Raw genomic sequence first — 18,350 nt, 5'->3', positions numbered from 1 at the left:
GGTGACGCGCTATCTACGAACCACACACACCAGATGCAAGAGGGAGCGTCACGAAACCTGCATATTTTTTGTCCTTCCGGTAAATCGACAGAATATCAGAAGCTTGCAGAACAGCTCGGCCTGAACGGACAGGCTTGATCGCGGATGCGTGACCGGCGCGGCCGGGAATCAGGCGCGGCGCGGCAGTCGCAGGGCCAGAAGCCCGAGGATCAGCGCCAGATAGACCAGCGGCTCGATCGCGAAGCCCCGCGCAAGCCAGACATAGTGAACCGCCCCCAGCACCGCCGCCGGATAGACCAGACGATGCAGCCGCCGCCAGGCGGCCCCGCCGAGCCGCCGGATGCTCCAGTCGTTCGATGTCAGGGCCAGCGGCAGCAGCAGCAGAAAGGCCGTCATCCCGATCGTGACGTAGGGTCGCTTCACGATATCCGCCCAGACGGCATCAAGCGCCTGCACGTCGAGAATCGCCCAGACCGTCAGATGGGCCAGGACGAAGGCAAAGCACAGCAGCCCCAGCGCACGGCGGAAGCGCAGCAGGCTCAGCCCCGTGAAGCGGCGCAGCGGCGTCACGGCAAGGCCCGCTACGAGAAGCTGAAGCGCCGTCTCTCCATAGGCCCTCTCGAGCCAGTCGATCGGCTCCACGGAAACGCCGCTGAGGGCGCGCCAGAAGAGCCAGGCCATCCAGGCCGCGCCCAGTGGATAGAGCGGCCAGGCCGGCAGACGGCGCAGGATGCCGTTGAGGCGCTGGACCAGGGGCAGCGCCGCGACCGAGCCCGGGGCGGACATCTCAGAAATTCTCCACCAGATCCATGCCCTCATAGAGCGCGGCGACCTCGGCCTCGTAGCCGTTGAACATCAGGGTCGGGATCCGCCCGGCAAACAGGCCGCCGCCGATCCGCCGTTCGCTGGCCTGGCTCCAGCGGGGATGATCCACATGGGGGTTCACATTGGCATAGAAGCCGTATTCCTGCGGGCTGGTCCGGCTCCATGTCGTCGGCGGCTGCTCGGCCGTCAGGCTGATCCGCACGATCGACTTGATCGACTTGAACCCGTATTTCCACGGCACGACCAGCCGGATGGGCGCGCCGTTCTGATTGGCGAGGGGTTCGCCATAGATCCCGGTCGCGAGGATCGTCAGGGGGTGAAGCGCCTCGTCGAGCCGCAACCCCTCCAGATAGGGAAAGTCCAGCACCCGGCGCCGCACGCCCGGCATCGCCTCGGGCTGGACGGTCGTCTCGAAGGCGACGAAGCGCGCGCCGTCCCGCACCCCCACCTTCGCAAGCACATCGGCCAGTTCGACCCCGTTCCAGGGGATCACCATCGACCAACCCTCGACACAGCGCAAACGATAGATGCGCTCTTCCACCTCCAGCCCCGCGAGAAGCTCTTCGGGGGCATAGTCGCCGGGACGTTCCACAAGGCCGTCCACGCGGATGGTCCAGGGCCGGGTGACCATCGCCCCGGCATGCCGGGCCGGATCGGTCTTGTCATAGCCGAATTCGTAGAAGTTGTTGTAGTTCCGGATCTGTTCGAGCGTGTTGGGCTCGAGCTCCGCAGCCGCCCGCGCCGGAACGGCGGTCAGGCCGAGCCCGGCCGCCCCGGCCAGGATCTGTCTGCGGTTCATCCAGATCGCGCGGGGGGTCACATCCGCCTGCGTCAGGTCGTTCGTCCAGCGACGCGCCATGGCCCTGTCTCCCTTGCCGTTCGTCGTCATCCGCATCAGCCGGGCGGCGGGCGGCACCCTGCGGATGGCGGATCACCACCCGCCATCAGGATGACGCCGCAAGCCCTGTCTGTCATCGCACGATCCACGGAGCTCTGCCCGCCGGAGTTTCACCCGCTCGCGGCTTCGTGCAGCCGGCGGGGCGCCGCGCATCGGCGCCGGTCCGGGGATACAGGTCTGATCCGCCCCTGCTGCCGGCCCGTAACCATGGCGATGCCCATGCCGGGCATTCCATCACAAGGAGCCTGAACGATGCGTATGATCATGGCCGTTTCGGCCACCGCCTTCGCCTTCGGCACCGCTGCCCTGGCCGACAACCATGGGATGGACATCGTCGAGACCGCCACCGCGGCGGGCAACTTCACGACCCTGCTGGCCGCCGTCGAGGCCGCAGGCCTTGTCGAGACGCTGAAGGGCGAAGGGCCGTTCACCGTCTTCGCCCCCACCGACGAGGCCTTCGCGGCCCTGCCCGAGGGCACCGTGGAAGGCCTTCTGGCCGATCCCGAGGCGCTGGCGGCGATCCTCACCTATCACGTGATCCCCGGCGAGGTGATGTCCTCGGACCTCAGCGAAGGGATGACCGCCGCCACGGTCAACGGCGCCGAGGTGACCTTCACGCTCGAGGGCGGGCCGAAGATCAACGGCGCCAACATCATCCAGCCCGATGTGGATGCCTCGAACGGCGTGATCCACGTCATCGACGCCGTCATCCTGCCGCCCGAAGGCTGATCCTTCCGCAGCCCTCGCGCAGGACGGATCCCCCGGCGGATCGCTCTGCCGGGGGATCTGCCATCGGGATCAGTGCACGACGGCGGTGGCGGGCCGCGGCGGCTCGCGGCGGCTGCCGGCGACGCGATTGCCGACCATGAGGCCCTCCGGCCCGACGGTCACCGGCACGCTGTCGCCGTCCCGGATGTCTCCGGCCAGGATTGCCTCAGCGAGCCGGTCCTGGAGCGCCGACTGGATCACGCGCTTGAGCGGGCGCGCCCCGAAGACCGGATCATAGCCCTCCTCGGCCAGCCAGCGCTTCGCGCTTTCGTCGAGATCGAGGGTGATCTTGCGGGCCGCAAGCCGCTTCTCGAGCCGCTTGAGCTGGATTTCCACGATCTTCGCCATGTCGGCCCGGTCGAGCCGGTCGAAGATGACGATCTCGTCAAGGCGGTTGAGGAATTCGGGCCGGAAATGGGCCCGCACGGCCTCCATCACCTGTGCCCTGGCCAGGCTGGAATCCGCCCCTTCGGGAAGCTGGCTCAGCGCCTGGCTGCCGAGATTGGAGGTCAGCACGATCAGCGTCTGCTTGAAGTCCACGGTGCGGCCCTGCCCATCGGTGAGCTGCCCGTCATCGAGCACCTGCAGGAGGACGTTGAACACGTCCGGATGGGCCTTCTCCACCTCGTCGAAGAGCACGACCTGATAGGGCCGGCGCCGCACCGCCTCGGTCAGAACGCCGCCTTCCTCATAGCCGACATAGCCGGGCGGCGCGCCGATCAGACGGGCCACCGCATGCTTCTCCATGAACTCCGACATGTCGATGCGCACCATCGCGCGGTCGTCGTCGAAGAGATATTCGGCCAGCGCCTTGGTCAGCTCCGTCTTGCCGACGCCGGTGGGGCCCAGGAACAGGAAACTGCCGAGCGGCCGGTTCTCGTCCTGAAGGCCCGCGCGCGCGCGGCGCACGGCATTGGCGACCGCGGTCACCGCCTGTCTCTGGCCGACCACGCGCTTGCCCAGCTCCTCCTCCATGCGCAGAAGCTTCTCGCGCTCGCCCTCGAGCAGCTTCGAGGTGGGGATGCCGGTCCAGCGCTCCACGACCTCGGCAATCTGCTCGGGCCGGACGACCTCCTCGACCATCAGGCCCTCGGAGGATTCCGCCTCGGCCAGCTCGCGCTCCAGACCCGGAATGACGCCATAGGCCAGGCGCCCCGCCTCGGCGAGGTTGCCTTCCCGCTTGGCGCGTTCGAGATCGGACCGCGCCTGATCGAGCCGTTCCTTGACGGTGCGGGCAGATTCGAGCCGGTCGCGTTCGGCCTGCCAGCGGGCCGTCATCTCCGCGCTGCGCTGTTGCAGCTCGGCCATCTCCTTCTCGAGGCGGGCCAGACGCTCCTTCGATGCGGCATCGTCCTCCTTCTTGAGGGCCTCCGCCTCGATCTGGAGCTGGAGGATCTGGCGATCGAGCGCATCCAGCTCCTCGGGCTTGCTGTCGATCTCCATCCGCAGCCGCGAGGCCGCCTCATCGACCAGGTCGATCGCCTTGTCGGGCAGGAAGCGGTCGGTGATGTAGCGATGGCTCATCGTCGCCGCCGCGACCAGCGCGCTGTCGGAGATGCGCACGCCGTGATGCAGCTCGTATTTCTCCTTGATGCCGCGCAGGATGCTGACCGTGTCCTCGACGGTGGGTTCGTTGACGAAGATCGGCTGGAAGCGCCGGGCGAGGGCCGCGTCCTTCTCGACATGCTTGCGGTATTCGTCGAGCGTGGTCGCCCCGATGCAGTGCAGCTCTCCGCGGGCAAGAGCCGGCTTGATCAGGTTGGCGGCGTCCATGGCCCCGTCGGCCTTGCCGGCACCGACCAGCGTGTGCATCTCGTCGATGAAGAGGATGATCTCGCCGGCCGCGGCCTCGATCTCCTTGAGGACCGCCTTGAGCCGTTCCTCGAACTCGCCCCGGTATTTCGCACCCGCGATCAGCGCCCCCATGTCGAGCGCCAGAAGCCGCTTGTTGCGCAAGCTTTCGGGCACATCGCCATTGACGATGCGCAGGGCCAGCCCTTCGGCGATGGCGGTCTTGCCGACGCCCGGTTCGCCGATCAGCACGGGGTTGTTCTTGGTGCGGCGGCTCAGCACCTGCATGGCGCGGCGGATTTCCTCGTCGCGGCCGATGATCGGGTCGATCTTGCCCTGTCGGGCCATCTCGGTCAGGTCGCGGGCATAGCGCTTGAGGGCGTCATAGCCCTCTTCGGCACTGGCCGTGTCGGCGGTGCGCCCCTTGCGCAGATCGTTGATCGCGGCATTGAGCCGCTGCGCCGTGACCGGCCCCCGCCTCGAGCGCCTCGCTCGCGCGGGATTTCACCATCGCCAGGGCCAGCAGCATCCGCTCGACCGGGACGAAGCGGTCACCGGCCTTCTGGGCCAGCTTCTCCGCCTCGTCGAGGACGCGGCCCAGCGCCGGATCGACATAGATCTGCCCGGTATCGCCCGTCACCCTTGGCAGACGGGCAACGGCAGCATCCACGGCCTCGCGCACGCGGACCGAAGAGCCCCCGGCCCGGTCGATGAGAGTGGCCGACAGGCCCTGCTCGTCATCCATCAGAGCCTTGAGCAGATGCTCGGGCAGGATGCGCTGGTGATGTTCGCGGGTGGCGATGGTCTGGGCAGCCTGAAGGAAACCGCGCGACCGCTCCGTGAACTTCTCGAGGTTCATGTTGACTCCTTTCGCAAGCACCCCATCGGGACCGCCCGCCCCCTGCGGCACGGCCCCCGGGACCTCGTGCGCAGATGTGGTAAGGGCATGACGCTCCCGCAAGGGCTTGCCGCGCCCCCCTGTCCCGGCCTAGCTGCCCCCGCGCGCCTGCCGCGCGTGCCCCCGGGGAGTTCCGCCATGCCCGATGCCGCCCTGCCTGCCGATGACCGCCTGATCGTCGCCCTCGATCTGCCCGATGTGCTCTCGGGCCTGGCCCTGGCCGACCGGCTCGGGGATTCGGTCTCCTTCTACAAGGTCGGCCTGGGAATGCTGACGGGCGGGGGACTCGCCCTGGCGCGAGAGCTGAAGGACGAACGCGGCAAGCGGGTGTTCCTCGACCTCAAGCTGTTCGATATCGGCGCCACGGTGGAGGCGGCGGTGCGGGGGCTGGCGCGCTTCGACCTCGACTTTCTCACCGTCCATGGCGATCCGCAGGTCGTGCGGGCAGCTGCCGAGGGGGCCTCGGGATCCTCTCTGCGCATCCTGGCCGTCACCGTGCTGACCTCGCTCGACCGGGCCGATCTCGATGCCGGGCTGATCCGCGCGGGAACGGTGGAGGAGATCGCGATCGAGCGCGCCGCCCGGGCGCTCGCGGCGGGGGCCCATGGCGTCATTGCCTCCGCACGCGAGGCGAGGGCGATCCGCGCCCTGTCCGAGGCCCGGGGACGGCTGATCGTCACCCCCGGCATCCGGCCCGAGGGCGCGGCCATGGGCGATCAGAAGCGGATCGAGACGCCGCGCGCCGCCCTTCTGGCGGGGGCCGATCACATCGTCGTCGGGCGGCCCGTCTGGCAGGCCGCGGATCCGGCGGCCGCCGTGCAGGCGATCCTCGCCACCCTGCCCTGAGAGGCCTGCGCGGACGGGGGCCCGGCGAAGAGGGCCCGCCCTTTCGGGCAGCATCCCCTGCCCCATCCGATGGCCCTGCCAGGCGGCACGGCGCCAGGATGCCGTCGCGCCCGGCTGCCGGCGCCGTCTGCCGGGCCCGGCGGGAACCGGGCCGGCCCGTCCCATGCAACCTTTCCGCCTCTCCTTCGTTGTCCCTCGTGAACAGGATCAGGGAAAGACAGGATGACAGTGCGGCTCAAGTCGATGACCTATGATCCGCTGCGCGGCGTCTATGAGGGCCGGGTGGACGTGACACGGGACGGCATCACCTACCGCTATCCGGCCCGTGTCTGCGGGCCGGCCGGCGCCCCGCGCGACTGGATCGCGGCGGCACTGGCCGAGGCGGCGCTGCGCCAGTCCGACTCCGGCCGTCTCCGTCCCCGTTGAGGGATGGCGGCGGCCCGCATGCCCGGCGACCGTGGCCCGCTGGGCATGCGGACGGCGCGTTCCCGGGCCTACCGGGGCGCGCCGTCGCGGTTTTGCCGTCGCGGTTTTCCGGGGAAGGGGTTGAGAGGCGTCAGTCATCGTTGATGTCGCGGCGGATGATGCGCATCCGGCCGCCCTGCCGCCCGAGCGCGCGGCGCAGGCCGAGATAGCCCGCCCCCGAGAGCAGCGCAAAGAGAAGCAGCGTGCCGCCCAGACCGAGATCCAGCCCCAGCGCCACGAGGACCCCGGTCGCCAGCGCCCCGGCCGCAAAACCGAGAAAGACGAAGACCGGCAGCAGCACCTCGATCATCCCGAGCAGGACGGCCAGCACGACCCAGACCCACCAGATGGCCCACAGGCTCATGCCCGGCCTCCCCCGCCGAAGAAGCGGAAGGCATCGCCGAAGGCCTCGAGGGCGGATGCAGGAACGACGATGACCCGCTGCCCCTCGCCCTGTCCCAGCGCCTGCAGCGCCTCCACCTGCTTGAGGGCCACCTGATACTGCGCCGCCTCGATGCCGTTGCGGCCGATCGCTTCGGCGACCACGGCCGTCGCATAGGCCTCGGCATCGGCGGCGATGCGGCGCGCCTTGGCCTGCTGCTCGGCGGCATACAGATCGGCATCCGCCTGCAGCTCCACCGCGCGCTTGCGCCCTTCGGCCTCGGTCACCAGCGCCCGGCGCGCCCGCTCGGCATTGAGCTGCTGGAGCATGGCCGCGCGCGTCGCCTCGTCGAGATTGACATCGAGGATCTCGGCCCGCGTCACCTCGATCCCCCAGTCGTCCACCTGGTCGGCCAGCTGCGCCTTGACCGCGGCGATGAGCTGGGCGCGGTTCGACTGCACATGGTCAAGCTCCATCCGCCCGATCTCGGAGCGGACGATCCCCGCCACCGTCGTGGCGATCGCGGCATCGATATCGCGGATGCGATAGACCGTCTTCTCCGGCTCGACGATCCGGTAGAACACCGAAGTATCCACCGAGACGAGCACATTGTCCGAGGTGATCGCGTCGAGCTTGGATGTGGGCAGCTGCCGCTCGAGGATCGAGACCCTGTGCGCCACGCGATCGAGGAAGGGCACGATCAGGTTGAGGCCCGGGCTCAGCACCGCACGCAGCCGCCCGAAGCGTTCGACGACGAATTTCTCCGACTGGGGCACCACGCGGATGCCGCGGATGAGGGCAAGAAGGACAAGAAGGGCCAGGAAGACAAGCACGATCGACGTGCCCGAGGCGAGGTCTGAAGACTCCTGGGTAGGCATGCGAAAGCGTCCGGAACTGTCTTGCGGTATCCGAGGATATGACAGGGCGCGGCCCGGTCCAGCACGAAATGCTTGAGGCCCCTCTGCTCGTCTCTCCCGCCATGGGGCGGGCCCGCCGCCCAGGCGCAGCCCCTCGCCGGCCCGGCCGCCTGATCCATGCCGCATTCTGGATCAAATAATGAACATATATAGAACATATATTGAACAAATGCCCGGGACGCGCTATCCTGAGGCATGCCTGCGCTCTGCCGCGACTGTCTGGCCCGATTCGACGGGGCCGCGGCCCCTCCGCGCCGCTGCCCCGGCTGCGGATCGCCGCGGATCCTGTCCCACCCGGAACTGTGGTCGCTGGAGATCGCCCATGTCGATTGCGATGCCTTCTACGCCTCGGTCGAGAAGCGCGACGACCCCTCCCTGCGCGACCGGCCGGTGATCGTCGGCGGGGGACGGCGCGGCGTCGTCTCCACGGCCTGCTATCTGGCCCGCCTGCGCGGGGTCCGCTCGGCCATGCCGATGTTCGAGGCGCGCCGGCTCTGCCCCGATGCGGTCGTGATCAGTCCCCGCTTCGACGCTTATGCTGCGGTCTCCCGCGCCATCCGGGACCGGATGGAGGCCCTCACCGACCGGGTCGAGCCGCTTTCGCTCGACGAGGCCTTCCTGGACCTGCGCGGCACGACGCGGCTCCATGGTGCGCCCGCGGCGGTCCTGCTGGCCCGCCTGACACGAGAGATCGAGCGTGACCTGGGTCTGACCGCTTCGGTGGGGCTCAGCTACAACAAGTTCCTCGCCAAGATCGCCTCCGATCTCGACAAGCCGCGCGGTTTCTCCGTTCTGGGGCGCTCCGATGCGCCCGGCTTTCTCGCCCGGCAGGAGGTGGGGTTGCTGTGGGGTATCGGCGCGGCCGGCCAGGCGGCCCTCGCCCAGGCCGGCATCCACCGCATCGGCGATCTGCTGCACCGGGACCGGCAGGCGCTGCGGGCCCGCTTCGGCGTGGCGGGAGAGAGGCTATGGCATCTGGCCCGGGGCGAGGACGACCGGCCCGTGTGCCCCGAGCGCGATCCCCGGTGCCTCTCGAACGAGACGACCTTTCCCGAGGACATCGCCGACCGCGACGCACTCGCCGGGCATCTGTGGCGGCTGTCGGAGAAGGTCTCGGCCCGGGCCAAGGCCAGGGCGGTTGCGGGGCGTCTTGTCCTGCTCCGGCTCAAGCGCGCGGATCACAGCCTGCTCGTCCGGCGCAGCGCGCTGCGCGAGCCCACGCAGCTGGCCGAGCGGCTCTATCGCGCGGCGCGGATCCTGCTCGATCAGGTGGCCGATCCGGGGCCCTTCCGTCTGATCGGGGTCGGGCTGGCCGAGATCGCTCCGGCCGCGCAGGCCGACCGCGACCGGGACCTTCTCGACCCCCTCGCTGCCCGGCACGAGGCGGCCGAACGCGCCGCCGATGCGATCCGCGCCCGGTTCGGCCAGGGGGCGATCCTCAAGGGCCGGGCCCTGCGCTGAACAGGCCCTGCAGGCCCTTGCGCCCGCCCGTCCTTCTGCCGATGCTGCCGCCATGCCTGTCCCCGGTCCTGTCCATCTGCGTATCCTTCTTGGCGGGGCGGCACATTTCGGCCCGGGCAAGGCCGAACTTCTCGCCCGCATCCGCGAGACGGGGTCGGTGGCCGCGGCGGCGGCGGCGATGGGGCTCAGCTACCGGCGCGCCTGGACGCTGGTGGTCGAGGCGAACCGGGCCTTCCGCGCCCCCCTCGTGGAGCTGTCGCGAGGCGGCGAGGGCGGGGGCGGGGCGCGGCTGACACGGGAAGGAGAGGCGGTGCTGGCCTCCTTCCGCGCGCTCGAAAGGCTGATCCTGACCGAGGGGGCCCCCTATCTTGCCGCGATCCGCGACCGCGCGGGGCCCTCGGAACCCTGATTCAGATCCAGGTGGACAGCCGCGCCCGCAGGACCGCAAGCCGCTCGGCCACGCCTTCGGTCGCAGCGCCGCCCCGCCAGGGATCCTCGAGCGTCGTCACCCAGGCTTCCTGCGGGGTCACGAAGCGCCCTCCGCCGGGGCGCGCCCAGCGCAGGCCGCGCAGGACGGCTTCGGCTTCGGGCGGCAGGCGGCCCGGCGCGTGCTGTCCCAGGATCTCTCCCCACAGCCGCGCCCAGGCCCGGCCGACGGACCAGGGATTGTAGCCGCCCCCGCCCAGGACCATCAGACGCGGGGAAAGCGGCCGCAGGGCCCGCAGCGCCCGGACATGGGCATTGTTGGACAGCGCAAGGCGGGACTGCGGATCCTCGAGCAGACCGTCGGCCCCGCACTGGAGCACGACCGCATCGGGCTGGAAACGCTCCACCGCCGGCAGCACGAGCGCATCGAGGATGCGGGCCATGTCGTCGTCATGCAGCCCGCGCGGGACCGGCAGGTTCCAGACTTCGCCCGCCCCGCAATCCTCCAGCGCTCCGGTGCCGGGCCAGCGGCCCTCCTCATGCACCGACAGGACCAGCACGGCGGGATCGCCGGCAAAGGCCAGCTCCACCCCGTCCGGGTGATGGGCATCGAGATCCACATAGGCCACCCGCGCCGCACCACCCGCCCGCAGCGCAAGCACCGCGAAGACCGGATCGTTGAGATAGCAGAAGCCGCTGGCCCGATCCGGCAGGCCATGATGCGTGCCCCCGCCGGGGACATGGACCACCCCGCCCCCGCGCAGCAGTGCGGCGGCCAGCATCACCCCCCCCACGCCCGTCGCCGGGCGGCGGAACATGCCGGGGAAGACGGGGTTCGAGACTGTCCCCAACCCATGGCGGACGCGGGTCTGCGCGTCCACGGCCTGTTCCGCCTCGGCCCGTTCGAGGGCCGCCACATAGGCCGGACTGTGCCAGGCGTGCAGCGCGGCCGGCCGGGCGCAGGGCGCCGCACGGAAGCGCGAGGGCGAAAGCCACCCCAGGACGCGGACCAGATCCGTCACGGTGCTCACGCGCGGGATGCGCAGGGGATGCCAGGGGCCGTAGCCCGAACGGCGATAGATCTCCGAGCCGATGAAGACCGGCCCCGGGCCTTCCCCGGCAGGGCAGGCCGTCAGGATCCCAGCGCCGCCTCCACAGCCCGGCGAATCGCCTGTCCCGTCGGCCTCTCGCCCGGGCCCCAGCTGCCGAGGACCTGCCCATCGCGGCCGATCAGGACCTTGTGGAAGTTCCAGCGGGGCGACGAAACCCGCCGTCCGGGCCAGCCAGCGATAGAAGGGATGCGCCTGTTCCCCGACAACCGGGGTGATGGCGGTCATCGGCAGGGTGAGGCCGTATTGCAGGGTGCAGAATTCGCTCACCTCCCTTTCGCTGCCCAGCTCCTGACGGAAGCTGTCGGACGGCACGGCCAGGACCACGAGGCCGCGCGCCCCATATTCCTCCCACAGGGTCTGGAGATCGGCGAGCTGGGGCGTATAGCCGCAGAGCGAGGCGGTGTTGACCACCAGGACCGGCCGGCCGGCCCAGTCGGCAAAGCCGATCTCGCCCCCGTCGATCGAGGCGAAGCGGAAATCCCCCGGCACCGCCATGCCTGACTCCTCCTCTCCCCGGGCACCCCCTGCAGAAGCAAGGACAAGGCCCAGGGCCGTCACCAGAGCCGTCACCAGGGCCGTCACGCGAGACCGCATCCCCTCTCTCCTCCTCCGGTTCTCCTGCGGTTGTCTCCGTCCGCGGTCCGCCTTCCGCCATGCCGGCCGCCCCGCGGCAGCCCGACCGGCCTGACCATTTCTGCCGCCCCCTCGGCGCCCGGCGGCGCCCGCTCTGGCGCGATCCCTGCGCTGCCGCCCCTCTCATTTCCGGCGACTCTTCTACGCCGGCGGGGGCAGACCGGATCAGGCCCGTGGCCCGGCAGACCCGGCGGGCACAGGCCCCGTTGCGTCCGCCCGGCGCCGGCCTATGTTTGTTGCAGGACGACAAGCCTCACCGACGGAGGATAACCGGAGCGGCCATGATCCGCTACAGCCTCATCTGCGCGGAGGGCCATGCCTTCGACAGCTGGTTCGCCTCCGCCTCGGCCTTCGATGATCTCGCGGCGCGGGGTCTTCTGTCCTGCGCGACCTGCGGATCCTCGCGGGTCGAGAAGGCGCTGATGGCGCCGGCCGTGACCTCCGCATCGCCCGATGAGCCCCCGCCCCTGTCCGCCCCGCGCGACCTGCGTGAGGCCCTGCTGGCCGAGATCCGGCGGCAGATCGAGGAGAAGAGCGATTATGTCGGCCTCTCCTTCGCCGCCGAGGCCCGGGCGATCCACGAAGGGCGCGCCCCCGAGCGTTCGATCTGGGGCGAGGCCCGCCCCGAAGAGGCGCGCTCGCTGATCGAGGACGGGATTCCCGTGGCCCCGCTGCCCTTCATGCCGCGCCGCCAGACGAACTGAGGCCGGCGACGCCCCCCCCGGATCTCCCGGGCGGGGGACAGCCCGGCGCATCGGCCCGGTGCATCCCGGACAGAGCAGAACCCGCGGGGCCGGATCGGGGCAGCTCCCTCTCCTGTCGTCCATGCTGGACTCTTGTGTCGTCCATGCTGGGGGTGGTGTCCTGGCTTCCTGTTCGTCCTGTTGTCTCTCCTGTCGTCGTTGTCCGGTTCCTGTCTGCGGCGTGCCTGCGCGCCCTGGCCGGCGGCGGGAGGCCAGGGAACCCGCAGGGCGGTTCCGGCTCCGGTTCTGCCATGGAAAGGTTACGATTCGGTTAACACCTCGATCCGCGCGGGAGGTTGACGCCCCCCGGACCCCGGATGCCCCCGGACTGTTGCCGGAAGGACACATTTCTGCCGGGTCGGCCCGCCCTCCCGGCCGTCGCCCCCCCGTTGCCCCCGCCCGGACCCCGCGCTAGAGGGGCGGGCCGAAAGGGGCCTTCTCCATGTCCATCCTGGTGATGAAGTTCGGCGGCACCTCCGTCGCCAATCTCGACCGCATCCACCGTGCGGCCAAGCGCGTGGCGCGCGAGGTCGCACGGGGCCATGAGGTGATCGTCATCGTCTCTGCCATGGCGGGGGAGACGAACAAGCTCGTCGGCTGGGTGCAGGAGACGGCCCCGCTCTATGACGCGCGCGAATACGACGCGGTGACCTCCTCGGGGGAGAATGTGACCGCCGGGCTGATGGCGCTGCGGCTTCAGGAGATGGGAATCCCGGCGCGGTCCTGGCAGGGCTGGCAGGTGCCGGTGCAGACGACCTCGGCCCATGGCCATGCCCGCATCGAGGCCATCCCCACCGACAACATCCTGCGCAAGTTCCGCGAAGGGATGAAGGTCGCGGTCGTCGCGGGCTTTCAGGGGATCAGTCCCGAGGGGCGGATCACGACGCTGGGGCGGGGCGGATCGGACACCACGGCGGTGGCCTTCGCCGCGGCCTTCGATGCCGTGCGCTGCGACATCTACACCGATGTGGACGGGGTCTATACCACCGATCCCCGCATCTGCGAGAAGGCGCGCAAGCTCGACCGCATCGCCTTCGAGGAGATGCTGGAGCTGGCCTCGCTCGGGGCCAAGGTGCTTCAGACGCGCTCGGTCGAGCTGGCCATGCGCTACAAGGTGAAACTGCGCGTGCTCTCCTCGCTGGCCGAGGAGGAGCATGAGGGAACGCTGGTCTGCGACGAGGAGGACATCATGGAAAGCAAGGCAGTCGCGGGCATCGCCTTTTCGCGCGACGAGGCGAAGCTGACGCTGACCTCGGTCGCCGACCGGCCCGGCATCGCCGCGGCGATCTTCGGCCCGCTGGCCGAAGCCGGGGTCAATGTGGACATGATCGTCCAGAACATCAGCGAGGACGGCCGCACCGACATGACCTTCTCCTGCCCGACCGATCAGGTCCTGCGGGCCCGGAAGGCGATCGAGGAATCCCGCGCCCGGGGCGACTACAGCTTTGCCGATCTGGTGGAGGATCAGGGCGTGGCGAAGGTCAGCGTGGTGGGGATCGGCATGCGGTCCCATGCCGGGGTCGCCGCACAGATGTTCCGGGCGCTCGCGGCCGAGAACATCAACATCAAGGTCATCACCACCAGCGAGATCAAGATCAGCGTCCTGATCGACCGCAAATACATGGAACTGGCCGTGCAGGCGCTGCACGACGCCTTCGGGCTCGACCGGGCGGCCTGACCGGGGCCGCCGGCCGCCGTCCCCCCCCGTCCCCCCCCGGCCGCCCCCGGCCGCCGGCTCAGCCGCCTGTCCGGCCGGGGATGATCTCGCGCTTCTCGCCCTTGCCCGGCCAGAGGCGGATGCGCTCGAGCGCCTCCTCGGCGGTTTCGACATAGGCAAAGAGATCGAGATCCTCGGGCGAGATGGTTCCCGATTCGGCGAGCCCGCGCCAGTTGACGATGCTGTCCCACCAGTCTCGGCCGAAGAGCAGGAAGGGCACGCGCGCCATCCGCCCCGTCTGGATCAGGGTCAGCGATTCGAACATCTCGTCCATCGTCCCGAAGCCGCCGGGAAAGACGCAGACCGCCTCGGCCCGCATCAGGAAATGCATCTTGCGGATGGCGAAGTAGTGGAAGTTGAAGCAGAGTTCCGGCGTGACATAGGCGTTGGGCGCCTGTTCGTGCGGCAGCACGATGTTGAGGCCGATGCTGCGGCCTCCGGCCTCCTGGGCACCGCGATTGCCGGCCTCCATGACGCCCGGCCCGCCGCCGGTGGCGATGACGCCGCGCCGGCCGCGGCTGCGGATCAGCGAGTCCTCGGTGGCGAGGCGGGCAAAGCGGCGGGCCTCCTCGTAATAGCGCGACAGCCCGGCGAGGACCGGCGTGCGCGCGGTGTGGGCCGCCTCGGGCGGGGGGATGCGTGCGCCGCCGAACAGCACGATGGTGGATTCGATCCCCGCCTCGTCCTGCAGGAGCTGCGGCTTGAGCAGCTCGAGCTGGAGGCGCACGGGTCGCAGGTCCTCGCGCAGCAGGAAGTCCTCGTCGGCGAAGGCGAGCCGATAGGCCGGCGAGCGGGTCTGCGGCGTGTCGGGGATCTGCTCGGCCATCTCCCGATCCTCGACGCTGTCGCGGAACGGATGGGCGCGCCCGGCCTCGTCATGTGCCGGCGTGCCGGAGGCCCCGGGCGGGATGCCGAGGAATTCGGGCGGAAGGTCGTCCTCGGCCGGTCCGGTCATGCGCATCTCCTTCTGCTGTGACGAGGGCTGTGGCGGTCCTGCGGGTCGGGCGCCCCCATGCCACCCCTGCCCCCCCCGGCGCAACCCGTCCCCGCCCTTGCGCGGCGGCGCAGGGACAGAGCATATGAAGCATGGACCAGCCTTTCCCTTCCCGGGCCGACTGCGCCCCCCGCCTTGTCGCCGTCGCCGCCGGCCGCGCCCCGGCCGATCTCGTCATCCGCGGCGCCACCCTTGCCAATGTCCAGAGCCGCGAGCTGCTGCCCGGCTGGCAGGTCGCCGTCGCGCAGGGCCGCTTTGCCTATGTGGGCCCCGACGCCTCGCATTGCATCGGCGAGGGCACCGAGGTGGTGGAGGCCGCGGGGCAATTCCTGATCCCCGGCCTGATCGACGGACATATGCATGTCGAATCGGGGATGCTCACCCCCGCGGGGTTCTGCGCCGCCGTCCTGCCCCATGGCACCACGACGATGGTCTGCGATCCCCATGAGATCGCCAATGTGCTGGGCCTGCGGGGCGTGCGGCTGATGCATGACGAGGCCATCCTGCAGCCTGCCTCGATGCTCATGCAGATGCCCTCCTGCGCGCCCTCGGCGCCGGGGCTGGAGACGACGGGCTTTGCGATCGACGAAACCCATGTCGCCGAGGCGATGACCTGGCCCGGCATCATCGGCCTGGGCGAGATGATGAACTTTCCCGGCGTGGTGGCGGGCGATCCCCGCATGCTGGCAGAGATGGCCGCGACGATGCGGGCGGGCAAGACGGTGGGCGGCCATTACGCCAGCCCCGATCTGGGCCCCGCCTTCCACGCCTATGCCGCCGGCGGCGCCGCCGACGACCACGAAGGCACGCGCGAGGAGGATGCGGTGGCCCGCGTCCGGCAGGGCATGCGGGCGATGCTGCGGCTCGGATCGGCCTGGCACGACGTGGAGGCCCAGATCACCGCCATCACCCGGCGCGGCCTCGATCCGCGCAACTTCATCCTGTGCACCGACGACTGCCATTCCGGCACCCTCGTCCATGAGGGGCACATGGACCGGGTGCTGCGCCATGCCATCGCCTGCGGGCTCGATCCGCTGGTGGCCCTCCAGATGGCCACGGTGAACACCGCCACCCATTTCGGCCTCGAACGCGAGCTGGGCTCGATCGCGCCGGGCCGCCGCGCCGACATGATCCTGACCTCCGACCTGCGCGGGCTGCCCATCGAGCGGGTCTGGGCCAGGGGCCGCCTGGTGGCCGAGGGGGGGCGGCTGCTGGCCGACTGTCCGCGGCTCGACTGGCCACAGGATGTGCGCCGCAGCATCCGCTTGGCCCGCCCCTCGAGGCCGGGGATTTCGCCATCCCCGCCCCCGACGGGCGCGAGCGCCTGCGGGTGCGCGTCATCGGCGTCGTCGAGAACCAGGCCCCGACGCGGGCGCTGTCGGTCGACCTGCCGGTGCGGAACGGCCTCGTGGAACCGGAAGGGGATGTCGCACATCTGGCGGTGGTGGAACGGCACCGCGCCAGCGGGCGCATCGGTCGCGGTTTCGTCGCAGGCTTCGGCTATCGCGGGCGCATGGCCATCGCCTCCAGCGTCGCGCATGACTGCCATCACCTGCTCGTCGCGGGCACCGACCGCGATCTGATGGCCCGTGCCGCCAACCGCCTGGCCGAACTGGGCGGCGGCATCACCCTCTGGCAGGACGGCGCCGAGACCGCCTGCGTGCCCCTGCCCATCGCCGGGCTCATGTCGGACGCCCCGGCGGCTGTGGTCGCCGGACAGGCGCAGGCCCTTGTCGCGGCGATGGCGGCGACGGGCTGTGCGCTCAACAATGCGGTGATGCAGCATTCGCTGCTCGCCCTGGCGGTGATCCCCGAGCTGCGGCTCACCGATCTGGGGCTGGTGGATGTGCGCCGCTTCACCCTTGTCGATCTCTTCGAGGGCAACACATGACATTCCGCGCGCCGACGGTTTTCGACGCATCCTCCTTCGACAGTCCCGATCTGCCCGCCCCCGAGGCCTTCACCGATCCGCGCGCGGCCGTGGAGCGGCTCTGCCTGCTGCACGACACCTCCACGGCCTTCCTGCGCGACCGCTTTGCCGCCGCGCTGCGCCATGGGCGCCCGGAGCGGCGCGTGCGGGCCGTCTATCCGGAGATCCGCTTCGTCACCTCGAGCTTCCAGCCCGTCGATTCGCGCCTGTCCTTCGGCCATGTGGCCGAACCGGGCATCTATTCGACCACCGTCACCCGCCCCCGCCTCTTCGCCGCCTATCTCGAACAGCAGATCGGCCTGCTGATCCGCAATCACGGCGTGCCGGTGACGATCGGTCCGTCCTCGACGCCGATCCCGATCCATTTCGCCGTGGGCAGCGGCGAAGGGGGGCTGGCCGTGCCGCAGGAGGGCGCGATGGAGTTCCCCCTGCGCGATGTCTTCGACGTGCCCGATCTGAGCACGATGCATGACGACATCGTCAATGGCGACGGATTCCGCTATCCGGACGGGTCCATCCCGCTGGCCCCCTTCACGGCGCAGCGGGTGGACTATTCCCTGGCCCGGCTGGCCCATTACACGGCCACCGACCCCGAACATTTCCAGAACCACGTCCTTTTCACCAACTACCAGTTCTATGTCGAGGAGTTCGAGGCCTATGCGCGCCAGCAGCTGGGCCGGGCGGATTCGGGCTATACGGCCCTTGTCGGGCCGGGCAATGCCGTGATCGAGACGCCCGATGCCCCCCTGCCCCTGCCGGCCAAGCTGCCCCAGATGCCCACCTATCACCTCAAGCGCGAGGGGGCGCAGGGCATCACCCTCGTCAATATCGGGGTCGGGCCGTCCAACGCCAAGACGGCGACGGACCATATCGCCGTGCTGCGCCCGCATGCCTGGCTGATGGTCGGCCATTGCGCAGGGCTGCGCAATTCCCAGCGCCTCGGGGATTTCGTCCTCGCCCATGCCTATCTGCGCGAGGACCATGTGCTCGACGACGATCTGCCGGTCTGGGTGCCGATCCCCGCCCTGGCCGAGATCCAGATCGCCCTCCAGCGGGCGGTGGCCGAGGTGACGGCCCTCGAGGAATACGACCTCAAGCGCATCATGCGCACCGGCACCGTGGCGACCATCGACAACCGCAACTGGGAGCTGCGCGACCAGTCCGGCCCCGTGGCGCGCCTGAGCCAGAGCCGGGCCATCGCGCTCGACATGGAAAGCGCCACCATCGCCGCCAACGGCTTCCGCTTCCGCGTGCCCTACGGGACGCTGCTCTGCGTCAGCGACAAGCCGCTGCATGGCGAGCTGAAGCTGCCCGGCATGGCCTCGGAGTTCTACCGCACCCAGGTGGCGCGGCATCTGCTGATCGGCATCCGGGCGATGGAGTTCCTGCGCGAGATGCCGCTCGAGCGGCTCCACAGCCGCAAGCTGCGTAGCTTCACGGAAACGGCCTTCCTGTGAATTGCAGCGTTTCCACGGAATCGGGCGCTTTTGTGCTGGACAAGGCACGCGGATGACGCTCCAGCATGAACCCCGCAGACGCCCGCA

Annotated in this window: 14 protein-coding genes and 3 pseudogenes; 9 read left to right on the top strand and 8 right to left on the bottom strand. The window is 70.0% G+C overall.

Going from position 1 to position 18,350, the window contains the following annotated elements:
- Nucleotides 1-168: 168 nt before the first annotated feature.
- A complete protein-coding gene (gene msrQ, locus RUTHE_RS15190; RefSeq protein WP_021099388.1) occupies nucleotides 169-786 on the bottom strand; it encodes a protein-methionine-sulfoxide reductase heme-binding subunit MsrQ in 618 nt (205 codons plus the stop codon).
- Between the two features lies 1 nt (nucleotide 787).
- The gene (gene msrP / locus RUTHE_RS15185) at nucleotides 788-1,684 is read right to left on the bottom strand and encodes a protein-methionine-sulfoxide reductase catalytic subunit MsrP (protein ID WP_021099387.1); all 897 of its coding nucleotides are present in this window, start codon (nucleotides 1,682-1,684) and stop codon (nucleotides 788-790) included.
- 363 nt (nucleotides 1,685-2,047) lie between these two features.
- Between msrP and RUTHE_RS15180 the strand changes: the two genes are divergently transcribed.
- Nucleotides 2,048-2,452, top strand: a complete 405-nt coding sequence (locus RUTHE_RS15180) for a fasciclin domain-containing protein (protein WP_245542270.1) — start codon at nucleotides 2,048-2,050, stop codon at nucleotides 2,450-2,452.
- Between the two features lie 69 nt (nucleotides 2,453-2,521).
- Here the strand turns inward: RUTHE_RS15180 and clpB are convergent.
- Nucleotides 2,522-5,141: pseudogene (gene clpB, locus RUTHE_RS15175) on the bottom strand (ATP-dependent chaperone ClpB).
- A gap of 177 nt (nucleotides 5,142-5,318) precedes the next feature.
- On the opposite strand from clpB, the gene pyrF reads away from it, so the two are divergent.
- Together pyrF and RUTHE_RS16580 are read left to right on the top strand one after the other, a co-directional pair.
- Nucleotides 5,319-6,026 carry an orotidine-5'-phosphate decarboxylase gene (gene pyrF, locus RUTHE_RS15170; RefSeq protein ID WP_021099383.1) on the top strand — a complete coding sequence of 236 codons (708 nt, stop codon included), beginning with the start codon at nucleotides 5,319-5,321 and terminating at the stop codon, nucleotides 6,024-6,026.
- A gap of 222 nt (nucleotides 6,027-6,248) precedes the next feature.
- The gene (locus RUTHE_RS16580) at nucleotides 6,249-6,452 is read left to right on the top strand and encodes a hypothetical protein (protein ID WP_021099382.1); all 204 of its coding nucleotides are present in this window, start codon (nucleotides 6,249-6,251) and stop codon (nucleotides 6,450-6,452) included.
- Between the two features lie 130 nt (nucleotides 6,453-6,582).
- Here the strand turns inward: RUTHE_RS16580 and RUTHE_RS15160 are convergent, their stop codons facing one another.
- Both RUTHE_RS15160 and RUTHE_RS15155 read right to left on the bottom strand, forming a co-directional pair.
- Nucleotides 6,583-6,855: an NfeD family protein gene (locus RUTHE_RS15160; protein ID WP_021099381.1), complete on the bottom strand. Its 273-nt coding sequence runs from the start codon at nucleotides 6,853-6,855 to the stop codon at nucleotides 6,583-6,585.
- Entirely contained in the window at nucleotides 6,852-7,751 is a 900-nt protein-coding gene (locus tag RUTHE_RS15155; RefSeq protein WP_021099380.1) for an SPFH domain-containing protein, read from the bottom strand. Before RUTHE_RS15155 ends, RUTHE_RS15160 begins: the two co-directional genes overlap by 4 nt.
- A gap of 234 nt (nucleotides 7,752-7,985) precedes the next feature.
- Between RUTHE_RS15155 and RUTHE_RS15150 the strand changes: the two genes are divergently transcribed.
- Complete coding sequence (locus RUTHE_RS15150; protein WP_021099379.1) at nucleotides 7,986-9,251, top strand: DNA polymerase IV; 1,266 nt, start codon at nucleotides 7,986-7,988, stop codon at nucleotides 9,249-9,251.
- Nucleotides 9,252-9,303: 52 nt separating this feature from the next.
- Nucleotides 9,304-9,660: a winged helix-turn-helix domain-containing protein gene (locus RUTHE_RS15145; RefSeq protein ID WP_021099378.1), complete on the top strand. Its 357-nt coding sequence runs from the start codon at nucleotides 9,304-9,306 to the stop codon at nucleotides 9,658-9,660.
- Between the two features lies 1 nt (nucleotide 9,661).
- Here the strand turns inward: RUTHE_RS15145 and RUTHE_RS15140 are convergent, their stop codons facing one another.
- Nucleotides 9,662-10,816 (bottom strand): arginase family protein, encoded by a 1,155-nt coding sequence (locus RUTHE_RS15140; RefSeq protein WP_051150501.1) that lies wholly within the window; start codon nucleotides 10,814-10,816, stop codon nucleotides 9,662-9,664.
- Nucleotides 10,810-11,284: pseudogene (locus RUTHE_RS18775) on the bottom strand (glutathione peroxidase). Before RUTHE_RS18775 ends, RUTHE_RS15140 begins: the two are co-directional and overlap by 7 nt.
- 419 nt (nucleotides 11,285-11,703) lie before the next feature.
- Here RUTHE_RS18775 and RUTHE_RS15135 point away from each other — a divergent pair.
- Both RUTHE_RS15135 and RUTHE_RS15130 read left to right on the top strand, forming a co-directional pair.
- Nucleotides 11,704-12,126 (top strand): DUF1178 family protein, encoded by a 423-nt coding sequence (locus tag RUTHE_RS15135; RefSeq protein WP_021099376.1) that lies wholly within the window; start codon nucleotides 11,704-11,706, stop codon nucleotides 12,124-12,126.
- A 481-nt stretch (nucleotides 12,127-12,607) separates the two neighbouring features.
- On the top strand, nucleotides 12,608-13,843 hold the full coding sequence (locus tag RUTHE_RS15130) for an aspartate kinase (protein ID WP_021099375.1): 1,236 nt from the start codon (nucleotides 12,608-12,610) through the stop codon (nucleotides 13,841-13,843).
- Between the two features lie 58 nt (nucleotides 13,844-13,901).
- Here RUTHE_RS15130 and RUTHE_RS15125 read toward each other — a convergent pair whose 3' ends face one another.
- A complete protein-coding gene (locus RUTHE_RS15125; RefSeq protein ID WP_051150500.1) occupies nucleotides 13,902-14,708 on the bottom strand; it encodes an LOG family protein in 807 nt (268 codons plus the stop codon).
- Between the two features lie 260 nt (nucleotides 14,709-14,968).
- Here RUTHE_RS15125 and RUTHE_RS15120 point away from each other — a divergent pair.
- Together RUTHE_RS15120 and RUTHE_RS15115 are read left to right on the top strand one after the other, a co-directional pair.
- A pseudogene (locus RUTHE_RS15120) lies at nucleotides 14,969-16,767 on the top strand (adenine deaminase).
- Nucleotides 16,764-18,263 carry an AMP nucleosidase gene (locus RUTHE_RS15115; protein ID WP_021099371.1) on the top strand — a complete coding sequence of 500 codons (1,500 nt, stop codon included), beginning with the start codon at nucleotides 16,764-16,766 and terminating at the stop codon, nucleotides 18,261-18,263. The pseudogene RUTHE_RS15120 and the gene RUTHE_RS15115 overlap by 4 nt, the downstream one beginning before the upstream one ends.
- Nucleotides 18,264-18,350: the final 87 nt, after the last annotated feature.

The sequence above is a fragment of the Rubellimicrobium thermophilum DSM 16684 genome (genome assembly GCF_000442315.1).
In the GTDB taxonomy this organism is placed as follows: domain Bacteria; phylum Pseudomonadota; class Alphaproteobacteria; order Rhodobacterales; family Rhodobacteraceae; genus Rubellimicrobium; species Rubellimicrobium thermophilum.
The sequence above is the reverse complement of the archived record's forward strand: the minus strand, read 5'-3'. Positions and strand labels throughout refer to the sequence as shown.